Source organism: Segatella hominis (genome assembly GCF_004535825.1).
In the GTDB taxonomy this organism is placed as follows: Bacteria; Bacteroidota; Bacteroidia; order Bacteroidales; family Bacteroidaceae; genus Prevotella; species Prevotella hominis.
Map to the genome: position 1 here is coordinate 1 of NZ_SGVY01000080.1, position 10,154 is coordinate 10,154.

6 protein-coding genes, 1 tRNA gene and 1 pseudogene are annotated in these 10,154 nt (G+C 44.5%); 3 read left to right on the forward strand and 5 right to left on the reverse strand.

From position 1 onward, the window contains the following. The 3 genes and pseudogenes from EXN75_RS18395 to EXN75_RS16340 all read right to left on the reverse strand — a co-directional run. A pseudogene (locus EXN75_RS18395) lies at positions 1–178 on the reverse strand (IS982 family transposase); the annotation flags it as partial. Between the two features lie 583 nt (positions 179–761). Beyond that, on the reverse strand, positions 762–1,415 hold the full coding sequence (locus EXN75_RS16335; RefSeq protein ID WP_134844624.1) for an FKBP-type peptidyl-prolyl cis-trans isomerase: 654 nt from the start codon (positions 1,413–1,415) through the stop codon (positions 762–764). A 101-nt stretch (positions 1,416–1,516) separates the two neighbouring features. Beyond that, the gene (locus EXN75_RS16340) at positions 1,517–3,079 is read right to left on the reverse strand and encodes a glycine--tRNA ligase (protein ID WP_134844625.1); all 1,563 of its coding nucleotides are present in this window, start codon (positions 3,077–3,079) and stop codon (positions 1,517–1,519) included. A 105-nt stretch (positions 3,080–3,184) separates the two neighbouring features. Here EXN75_RS16340 and EXN75_RS16345 point away from each other — a divergent pair, with 105 nt between their 5' ends. Continuing rightward, a complete protein-coding gene (locus tag EXN75_RS16345) occupies positions 3,185–6,124 on the forward strand; it encodes a DNA gyrase/topoisomerase IV subunit A (protein ID WP_408005975.1) in 2,940 nt (979 codons plus the stop codon). A gap of 149 nt (positions 6,125–6,273) precedes the next feature. On the opposite strand, the gene EXN75_RS16350 is transcribed toward EXN75_RS16345, so the two are convergent. Next, positions 6,274–7,554, reverse strand: coding sequence for a histidine-type phosphatase (locus EXN75_RS16350; RefSeq protein ID WP_134844626.1), 1,281 nt, complete (start codon positions 7,552–7,554; stop codon positions 6,274–6,276). Positions 7,555–7,795: 241 nt separating this feature from the next. Between EXN75_RS16350 and EXN75_RS16355 the strand changes: the two genes are divergently transcribed. Next, a tRNA-Leu gene (locus EXN75_RS16355) sits at positions 7,796–7,877 on the forward strand. Positions 7,878–8,050: 173 nt separating this feature from the next. On the opposite strand, the gene EXN75_RS16360 is transcribed toward EXN75_RS16355, so the two are convergent. Beyond that, positions 8,051–8,527, reverse strand: coding sequence for an Lrp/AsnC family transcriptional regulator (locus EXN75_RS16360; protein WP_022110128.1), 477 nt, complete (start codon positions 8,525–8,527; stop codon positions 8,051–8,053). A gap of 225 nt (positions 8,528–8,752) precedes the next feature. On the opposite strand from EXN75_RS16360, the gene EXN75_RS16365 reads away from it, so the two are divergent. Further along, positions 8,753–9,907, forward strand: a complete 1,155-nt coding sequence (locus EXN75_RS16365) for a 5-methyltetrahydropteroyltriglutamate--homocysteine S-methyltransferase (RefSeq protein WP_134844627.1) — start codon at positions 8,753–8,755, stop codon at positions 9,905–9,907. The last annotated feature ends 247 nt before the right edge of the window (positions 9,908–10,154 follow it).

Consider the following 10,154-nt stretch of genomic DNA (forward strand, 5'->3'; position numbering starts at 1 on the left):
ACTCCTGGGCGAGGAATATTTCCTAGCTCATTAACTAAATTTTTGGAGAAATCCTTGCATATCTCAAGAATTTTTACGAAATTTGCATACAAGTTGTGCATAGCGTGAAATATATAACTTTATAATTTGACACTACAAAGTTACTAAAAATCAACGAGATGCACAACTTTTTCTCCATAAAAATATACTAATTTTCAGGCGGTTTTTTAATTCCGCCAACAGGTAAAACTTATATTTCTGATGCAAAGGTACTACATTTCTTTGAACCCACAATATTTTTATGAATAAATTTGCAACTTTCTAACATTTTTTTGATATACGTCAAAGGATTGTGTACGAACACAAACACTAATTTAGCCTTCGCAACATATTTTTAGAATTGAAAATAGAAATGAAATATATGGAATAATAAAGGAGGGAAGAGGGGGGAAAGAGAAGGGGGAAAAAGAGGGAGGAAAGAAAAGGAAAAGAGGGAGAAAAAAAGAAAAGTGAAAAGAAAAGGGAACGAAAGAGAGGAAGGAAAGAGGGAAAAAAGAGGAGAAAGCTATATGGGGTATCTGCCAGAGACCGTAAGGTCTTATCCGAATAAAATTCCGTGAGTAATCGTATGAGCAAGAAAGCTCCGATAACTCCGTGAAATCCGATGAAAAAAAGAAAGCCTTGAAAGTATCACTACTCCCAAGGCTAAAATATCATCATATCTTTCAGCAGTCATTATATGCCAGTACATAATGACATATAAAGCATATTACTGCCTGATATTATTCTTCTGTTATCCAGCTACCTTTACCTCGCTTATAGGCAGTCAATGCCATTTCGAAGCGAAGCATAGAATAAGCAGGGATGGTTGAGTTAACGCTACTGCCATAAGCGAGATTAGCAGGAATGAATACCTGCCAGTGATCTCCGACATGCATGCCCAAAAGTGCAGTGGTAAAACCATCTATCCAACCATAATTAACAGTCGTCTTTGTTGGCTTAGCCGTTTCCGAACTATACTCATCAGCAACGAAAGTCTGGTCAAAAACATAACCATTGGCATAAGAATCGGATGGAATCAATCTACCACGATAACTCAATTGGATAGAGTCGGTATAAAGCAGATTAGCATCGCTATTACCCTTCTTCAGTATATGCACCACGATATAATCATCGTCATTATACTTTAGGGTAGAAGCAGCACCTTGTCCTTCCGTAGTGGATGTCTGGTTCTGAAGTGTCCAGCTACGTATCACCTTCCACTCCGAACTTCCATTGCGGGCTTTAGCTAATGTATCAGCAAAAGCCTTATCATTACGCTCCTGCCAATTTCTAAACTCAGAATTCGACTCGTCCTCATTCGTCTCACTGCATGATGACAGTACGAAAACCGTCATCAGCAGAAAGAACAAATATTTAATATTCTTAAAGTTCATCTAAATCTTTTGTTTTGCTATATCATATACCTTATTATATATATATGCATATCACTCAGACTACACAAATCATACAGGTATATCCCGAAATACTCCGGCAATTAGAAATTCTTGATTTCCTTGCCAAGCTTTTTCAATACGCTTGTGATGCTCACACGCTCCTCGATGATACTGCGCAAGTCGCTGATAGCAACACGCTCCTGCTCCATAGTATCACGATAACGGAGAGTTACCTTATGATCATTTGGAGTCTCGTGGTCAACTGTGATACAGAATGGAGTACCAATAGCATCCTGACGACGATAACGTTTACCGATAGAATCCTTAGGATCGCCATAGTGAGTATTAAAGTGGAACTTCAACTCATCTACAATCTCGTGAGCCAACTCAGGGAGACCATACTTCTTATCCAATGGGAATACTGCGCACTTCACTGGAGCCAAAGCCTCTGGCAAGCGCAAGACAACACGTGTCTCACCATTCTCCAACTTCTCCTCGCAGTAAGAGTGGCACATTACGCTGAGGAACATACGGTCAACACCGATAGAAGTCTCTACATCGTAAGGCACATAGCTCTCGTTCTTTTCAGGATCGAAGTACTTGATAGAACGGCCGCTGAACTTCTCGTGCTGAGAAAGGTCGAAATCGGTACGGCTATGAATACCCTCAACTTCCTTGAAACCGAAAGGCATCTTAAACTCGATATCTGTAGCTGCGTTAGCATAGTGAGCCAACTTCTCATGGTCGTGGTAGCGATAGTTCTCATTACTCATGCCGAGAGCCTCGTGCCATGCCAAACGAACCTTCTTCCAATACTCAAACCACTTCATCTCAGTACCAGGCTGGCAGAAGAACTGCATCTCCATCTGCTCGAACTCACGCATACGGAATACAAACTGACGGGCAACAACCTCATTACGGAAAGCCTTACCAATCTGACAGATACCGAATGGCAACTTCATACGACCGGTCTTCTGAACACTCAAGTAATCTACGAAGATACCCTGAGCAGTCTCAGGACGGAGATAAACCTTGCTGGTAGCATCGCTGGCAGCACCCATCTGAGTAGAGAACATCAGATTGAACTGGCGAACATCAGTCCAGTTCTTGGTACCGCTGATAGGGCAAACGATACCCTCATCCTCGATAATCTGCTTCAGCATCTCCAGGTTAGGACCCTGCATAGCCTCAGTATAGCGAGCATGAAGTTCATCATACTTCTTCTGGTTTTCGAGAACACGAGGATTGGTAGCACGGAACTGAGCCTCATCAAAGCTGTCGCCGAAACGCTTCTTTGCCTTAGCAATCTCCTTAGCAATCTTCTCTTCGTATTTAGCCATGTGATCCTCGATGAGCACATCAGCACGATAACGCTTCTTAGAGTCGCGGTTATCAATCAATGGGTCATTGAAAGCATCTACGTGGCCGGAAGCCTTCCAAACAGTAGGGTGCATGAAGATAGAAGCATCAAGACCAACAATGTTCTCGTGCAGCAACACCATGCTCTGCCACCAATACTGCTTGATATTATTTTTCAGCTCAACACCATTCTGTCCATAATCATAAACAGCTGCCAAGCCATCATAAATTTCACTACTTGGGAATACAAAGCCATATTCTTTGCAATGGCTTACGATTTTCTTAAAAACATCTTCCTGTGCCATGATAAAAACTTTTTTTTTTCAAATTTTCGGCAAAGATACGCTTTTTTCTCGAAATTTTGTTGTATTTTTGCCATAAATTATCAAAATAAGTATTAAAAGCTATCTATGAGCGACGAAATTAAAGATAAAGACGGAATAGAAGGTCAAAATCCTGACAACTTGCAAGATTCTCAAAATAACGACCTGCAGAACACCTCTAAAGACGATTTGGGGGATTCGCAAAAGGACGACTTAGAGGATTCGTCAAAGGATGATTTGAAAAATCAGACCGAACAGCATTCCGATTATAAGCCGGTGAACCGATTCGACGCATCCGCTGTACACCATCTCAGCGGTATGTATCAGAACTGGTTCCTCGACTATGCCTCGTACGTAATTCTGGAGCGTGCCGTTCCTCACATCGAGGACGGACTGAAGCCTGTACAACGACGCATTCTCCACTCCATGAAACGTATGGATGATGGCAGATACAACAAGGTGGCTAATATCGTGGGCCACACCATGCAGTTTCATCCTCACGGTGACGCCTCCATCGGTGATGCCCTGGTACAGATGGGACAGAAAGACCTGCTCATCGACACACAGGGTAACTGGGGAAACATTCTCACAGGCGACCGTGCGGCAGCGCCCCGCTATATCGAGGCACGACTTTCCAAGTTTGCACTCGACGTAGTATTCAACCCGAAGACTACCGACTGGCAGCTCTCATACGACGGCCGCAATAAAGAGCCTATCACCCTGCCAGCCAAATTTCCTCTGCTCCTTGCACAAGGCGCAGAAGGTATCGCCGTAGGCTTGAGCAGCAAGGTGCTGCCCCACAACTTCAATGATCTCTGCGATGCTGCCATTCACTATCTGAAGGGCGAACCATTCACGCTTTATCCTGATTTCCCTACGGGTGGTGCCATTGATGTAAGCAAATACAATGATGGTCAGCGTGGCGGTGTGCTGAAAGTTCGTGCCAAGATAGACAAGCTCGACAACAAGACTCTGATCATCAGCGAGATTCCATACAGTAAGACTACGGGAAGCCTCATCGAATCTATCACCAAGGCTGTAGAGAAAGGTAAAATCAAGGCCAGAAAGGTGGATGATGTGACTTCTGCCAACGTGGAGATTCTCGTCCATCTGGCTCCTGGCACATCGTCAGACAAGACGATGGATGCCCTCTATGCCTTCAGCGACTGCGAAATCAATATTTCACCCAACTGCTGCGTCATCGAGGACAACAAGCCAAAGTTCCTCACCGTCAGCGATGTGCTCAAGCATAGCGTAGATTGCACGATGGGACTGCTCCGCAAGGAACTCATGATTCGCAAGGGCGAATTGGAAGAACAGCTATTCTTCTCCTCTCTGGAGCGCATTTTCATCGAGGAGCGCATCTACAAGGAGCGCAAGTTTGAGCAGAGTAAGAGCCAGGATGAGGTAGTGGCATTCATCGACTCCAAGCTGGAGCCTTTCAAGGATAAGCTCTTTACTGCAGAGGTGGATGGCAAGGGAATGGTACAGTATGCTTTCCATCGCGAAATCACCCGGGAAGATATTCTCAAACTGCTCGAAATCAAGATGCAGCGTATTCTTAAATATAATAAGGATAAGGCGGATGATCTCCTGATGAAGATTAAGGCAGAACTGGCTGAGATTGAAAATGACCTTGCCCACATGACCGATGTGACCATCAACTGGTTTGAATACCTCAAAGGCAAATACGGCAAGTTCCATCCTCGCAAGACCGAGATACGCAACTTCGACACCATCGAGGTGACCAAGGTGGTAGAAGCCAACCAGAAGTTGTTTATCAACCGACAGGAAGGATTCGTAGGAACCGGCCTCAAGAAGGATGAATTCGTATGCAACTGTTCCGACCTCGACGACATCATCGTCTTCTATAAAGACGGAAAATTCAAGGTCATGAAGGTGGCCGACAAGATATTCGTAGGAAAGAACATCCTCCACGTACAGGTATTCAAGAAAAACGACAAGCGCACCATCTACAACTGCGTTTATCGCGATGGAAAACAAGGTGATTATTTCATCAAGCGATTCAACGTGACGGCGATGACCCGCGACAAGTTGTACGATATCACCCAGGGCACTCCTGGCAGCCGCATCATCTACTTCACCGCCAACCCTAATGGCGAAGCGGAAATCATCAAGGTAACTATGGAGCCAGACCTGTCGAAGAAACGACAGAGCATCTTCCTGGAGAAGGATTTCTCCGAAATACTTATCAAGGGACGTGCTGCCAAGGGAAATCTCCTGACCAAGCGTACCATCAGACGCATCGGACTGAAGAGTCATGGTCACAGTACCTTGGGAGGAAGAAAGGTTTGGTTTGACCCAGACGTAAACCGCATCAACTATGATGAGAACGGAAGATTCCTCGGTGAATTCAATGACGACGAAAGCATCCTGGTAGTACTCGACGATGGCGATTTCTACATCACCAACTTCGACCCGAACAACCATTACGAGGACAATATCCTCCGTCTGGAAAAATGGGACGAGCACAAGATCTGGACCGCCATTCTCTACGATGCCGACAATCAGGGCTATCCATATATCAAGCGCTTCACGATGGATGCTATCAAGCGCCATCAGAACTTCATGGGAGAAAATCCTAACTGCAAGCTGATTCTGCTCACCGATACCGCCTATCCGAGATTCAAGGTTACCTATGGCGGCGTGGATGCAATCCGACCTGCCGAGGAAATCGATGCAGAACAGTTTATCGGACAGAAGAGTTTCAAGGCAAAGGGCAAGCGTCTCACTACCTGGAAGTTAGAAAGCATCGAAGAACTGGAGCCTACCCGATTCCCAGAACCAACCGATGAAGGTGAAGACTCAGAAGAAGGAGGTGAATCAGAAAATGGGGATGCATCTGGAAAAGGAGGAAAAGCTCCTGAAAGAGAAAACCTTGACCCGGATGCAGGTAAGAGCGAACAGCAGATCATCGACGAACTGACAGGACAGACCAGTCTCTTCGACGATAAGAAGTTTACCGAAGAAGACGAGAAAGACAAAGAATGGTTAGCTAAGCACTAACCTTTCTCAAATAACTTTCGAATAGCATAAGGGCTTGTATGATCATTATTAAATCATACAAGCCCTATTTATTTCCCAATTAACTCTTGAGAAAATCCTCTCAAGATTACCCTTGAGAAATTCTCCTCAAAAAAGGGAAAATCAGATGATTAGTACTTCTTGGCTGCAAGAATCTTCATACAGTAGTCCTTGAAATCTTTCCAATGATAATAAGGAGCCACATCACTCTTGATAGGCAAGGTAGCCTCATCCTCATTCAGGAGAACCTTTACCAAGACATCATTCGGCTTCTTCTGATTGCGATAGAAGACAAACTGCAGGTTGGTTGCCATCGGAGTAATCTTATAATCAAACCACATTTTGGCAATATTCTCAGGATCCTTGATAAGCGCACCATAACCATTCAGATTGAGCAGACAGGTAAGCGGAGTCACCATCGTATCATGACCATATCTCAGCGTAGCACCCGGATGCTGGAGAGCGATGCAACTGTCAGCCTTCTCGATGATATTTCTCAAGAGATTGCGCTGAGAATAAGGCTGTTCGGCACCAGTATAAGGAGAATATCCGTATGACATCTGCCACCAGGAATTGCTTACCACCCAATTCTGATAGATTTCCTCCTCATTGAAGAGGTCGTAGAGAGAAACCTTGCCACGCAGTTCAGTACCCTGGATAGCCCCTGCCATCTCAAAGAGTTTCCAGTTGAGGTCGCGCGGATTGATATTCTGCTTCACCCAGTACGGATCGTTGAAGAGTTCCTTCATCACGCGGTCATAGCAGTCGTGCTTCTTGGTAAATTCCTCCTGCACCGTCTTTCTTCCGATACAATTCTTCAAACTGTCCAGTCGCTTATCCAACAGGTTCATATAATACATATCGTGATAACTGGCATCATGGAAGATATGGAGTTGAGGATTCATGCGAAGCATCTGCTGCAGACCGTTTTCCATTGAGAGAATACATCGGATAACAACGGTACTTCTCGCCTCGATATTGGTTTTACCTGCAAAAATCTCCGGGAATCGCTCCATCATTCTCTTGGTAATTCCCTGATGCTGGATAGCTCCGAGCGGCGTCAGTTCGCCATCCCTACCCTTAGCATCATCACGTATCAGTTTTACTTTTTCCAATGTTTCCTCACCCTTGGCAGTCAGTTTACCCTCCTGCTTCGCCTTGAGCAAAGAGAAGTAAGGCACATCATAGGCCTTCTTTCCTATCATATAGCGTGAGCCATGGCGACCATAGTGACTCAGATAGAATGGTTTGTATCCCTTAGGAGCAGGAGTAAGTTGCTTCTGAGGACCACGATAAGCCACGTAGTTACTTGCCGATAGCGTAACATCCCTCTTGAAATCCTCCTGTGGAGTCTGTGCCAAGGCACTGTTTCCTGCCAGCAATACCGCAGCAAACAGCAGTACTTTTCTCATTTCGTTTTTCATTCTTTATCTGTATATTTAAGTTAGTTTTCTCATGATTTCAGTCATTTAGCCAAACATCGATTTCTTCAGACCATAAATGCCAAATTCATCTGCACCGGTTAAAAGACTTACATCTTCTTCTCAGCCTGCAAAAATAGTAAAAATTCAGCAAAAAAGCAAGTAACTTCAAAGTTTTTTATATTTTTCTTCTTTTAATTGAAATATAAGTTGTATCTTTGCAGTCACAAATGCGCTTGTGGCGAAATTGGTAGACGCGCTAGACTTAGGATCTAGTGGTTCAGGCCGTGTAGGTTCGAGTCCTATCAGGCGCACCGAATAAAAATCCTAACTGCTTAATAATAAGCGGTTAGGATTTTTTCTTTTCTATTTTTGGCAACATTTTGCCAACATATTTCAATGCTAATCTATAGTAACAGCCAAAAGCAAGGTATCGCAAGAAGCAGGCATATCATAAATAACTTTTTTGCTGTCATCACGTTCCTCCTTATTTTGCTACGGGAATATAATGCGAATCCTTGATTTCACCAATCACGATGATACTGTGCAGGCTTCCGATGCATTCGATATTTCCCAGCGTGTTGAGCATGAAGTCCTGATAGGCTTTCATATCGCGGGCATATACCTTGATCTGGAAGTCATAATCGCCGGTGGTGTTGTAGCACTCCGTTATCTGGTCGATGGTCTGCACGGTATCCATGAATTGCTGAATCAGATCATGGGTGTGCTGCTTGAGCCGGATATTACAGAGCACGATTACGTTGTGTCCCATCTTGTGATGGTCTACGATGGCTCCATATCGCTGGATGTATCCCTCTCGTTCCAGCCGCTTCTGCCGTTCAAAGGTTGGAGAAGGAGAGAGGTTGACTCTTGCGGCAAGTTCCTTCACGGTGAGTCGGGAGTTCTGCTGCAACAACTTGAGTATCTTGATGTCGATTTCGTCGAGATTTTCTTCTGTAGCCATTGTTTCTTTATTTCTGCTTTTACCTGTTCCTGCAGAATAATATTCTGCTGATTTGCTTAATTCGCTGCAAAGATAGCATATTTTTCTGAATTACGGAGAATATTTGGAAGATAAAATTCTTCTTCTTACCTTTGCAACCGCAATTCCGGATGCAAAGAGCCGTTTATCATCAGATAATGGCAAATCAAGAGTCATTCATCATTTAAAAATATAGGAGATAAAACAATGAGTAACGTAAGAAATATACATTTTGAGGCAGTGGGCAGCTATTTGCGCCCTGCAGAGTTGAAGGAAGCAAGAGCTAAGTTTGCAGACGGACAGATTTCTGCCACCGACCTCCGCGCCGTAGAAGACCGTCTGATTACAGAGGTTATCAGGCAGCAGAAGGCGCATCGCCTGCCTTATATCACCGATGGCGAATTCCGCCGCAGCTATTGGCATCTCGACTTTATGTGGGGATTCAATGGCGTGGAGCATATCGAACTGGAGCATGGTTACCAGTTCCATGGCGAGGAAACAACCAAGGGTTCTATCCAACTGACCGGCAAGATTACCGGCGAGAATCATCCTTTTATCAAGGATTTCCTGTTTGTAAAGCAGTTTGAGGAGTTGGATGCCAAGGGCGAGTATATCTTCGAGGCAAAGCAGACGGTTCCTGCTCCTGCACAGTTTCTTGCCGAACTGTTTCGTGGCAAGAATGCCGAGAATACCCGCAAGTTCTATCCTAACACCACCCAGCTGATAGAGGATATTGCCCAGGCCTATCGCACCTTCTTCCAGGAAATTTATGCAGCCGGTTGCCGCACCGTTCAGTTAGATGACTGTACCTGGGGAATGATTGTGGATAGTGATTACTGGAAGGCTAAGGTGGGTACAGGATTTACCCTAGAGCAGGAAGCCCTGCAGTATCTGAAGGTGAACAACCTTGCCATCGAGGGCAAACCTGAGGGGTTGACCATCAACACCCACGTATGCCGTGGCAATTATCATTCCTGCTATGCTACCAAGGGTGCCTACGATGCTGTGGCTCCTTATCTTTTTACTCATGAGGATGTGGATACCTTCTATCTGGAGTATGACGATGAGCGTTCGGGCGGTTTCGAGCCTTTGAAATATGTGGCAGATGGCAAGAAGGTGGTTCTGGGTTTGGTAACCTCAAAATCTCCGGTGTTGGAGGATAAGGCTACGGTTATCGCCAGAATCCACGAAGCTGCCAAGTATATTTCTCTCGATCGTCTCAGTCTCAGTCCTCAATGCGGCTTCGCCTCTTGCGAAATCGGTAATAAACTGACCGATGCTGAGCAATGGGCAAAGATAGATTTGGTTAGAGAGATTTCCGAGGAAGTTTGGAGTTCTTCTTCTTTCGCCGATGCAGAATAATGCAATAGGCTTCAACTGCTTACGAAGCCGCTTTCATTGCTCTACGAAATAGGCTTCATTGACTATCGAAGCCTATTTCATATTTCAAGGCTTTTCTATTCAAAGTTTTCAATAGGGGTGCTGATTCCTAAGACATAGCCAAATTTTTGAGCAGCTTTTTATGTTAATAAATATAAAAGAGGCGTTTTGGAGCATACAGGCACTAAAATATCGGTAGCAGAAATGGTCAAAAATGACATTTCTGTTA

Excerpts from the sequence above, each read along its gene's own strand:
- EXN75_RS16360 (WP_022110128.1), bottom strand. The coding sequence starts at position 8,527 with ATGGCTACAGAAGAAAATCTCGACGAAATCGACATCAAGATACTCAAG.
- EXN75_RS16335 (WP_134844624.1), bottom strand. The coding sequence starts at position 1,415 with ATGAACTTTAAGAATATTAAATATTTGTTCTTTCTGCTGATGACGGTT.
- EXN75_RS16350 (WP_134844626.1), bottom strand. The coding sequence starts at position 7,554 with ATGAGAAAAGTACTGCTGTTTGCTGCGGTATTGCTGGCAGGAAACAGT.
- EXN75_RS16340 (WP_134844625.1), bottom strand. The coding sequence starts at position 3,079 with ATGGCACAGGAAGATGTTTTTAAGAAAATCGTAAGCCATTGCAAAGAA.
- EXN75_RS16345 (WP_408005975.1), top strand. The coding sequence starts at position 3,185 with ATGAGCGACGAAATTAAAGATAAAGACGGAATAGAAGGTCAAAATCCT.
- EXN75_RS16365 (WP_134844627.1), top strand. The coding sequence starts at position 8,753 with ATGAGTAACGTAAGAAATATACATTTTGAGGCAGTGGGCAGCTATTTG.